1 protein-coding gene is annotated in these 325 nt (G+C 58.5%); it reads left to right on the forward strand.

Features of this window, described 5'->3' with window-relative positions:
- On the forward strand, nt 1-325 hold a 325-nt coding region (locus tag OGY15_RS00200), incomplete at both ends, for an IS66 family transposase (protein WP_286537258.1).

Consider the following 325-nt stretch of genomic DNA (forward strand, 5'->3'; position numbering starts at 1 on the left):
TATGTGCTGATGCCCGGTAAAGTCCATGCTGATGATATCCCCGTCCCGGTCCAGGAGCCGGGCAGCGGTAAAACCCGGACCGCCCGGCTGTGGGTCTACGTCCGTGATGACCGTAACGCCGGTTCGGAAATGCCCCCGGCGGTCTGGTTCGCGTACTCACCGGACCGGAAAGGTATCCATCCACAAAATCATCTGGCCGGTTACAGCGGTGTGCTTCAGGCCGATGCTTACGGTGGTTACCGGGTGTTATACGAATCCGGCAGAATAACGGAAGCCGCGTGTATGGCTCATGCCCGGAGAAAAATCCACGATGTGCATGCAAGAG

The organism is Citrobacter sp. Cu231, from assembly GCF_030332265.1.
GTDB classification, from domain to species: Bacteria; Pseudomonadota; Gammaproteobacteria; order Enterobacterales; family Enterobacteriaceae; genus Citrobacter; species Citrobacter meridianamericanus.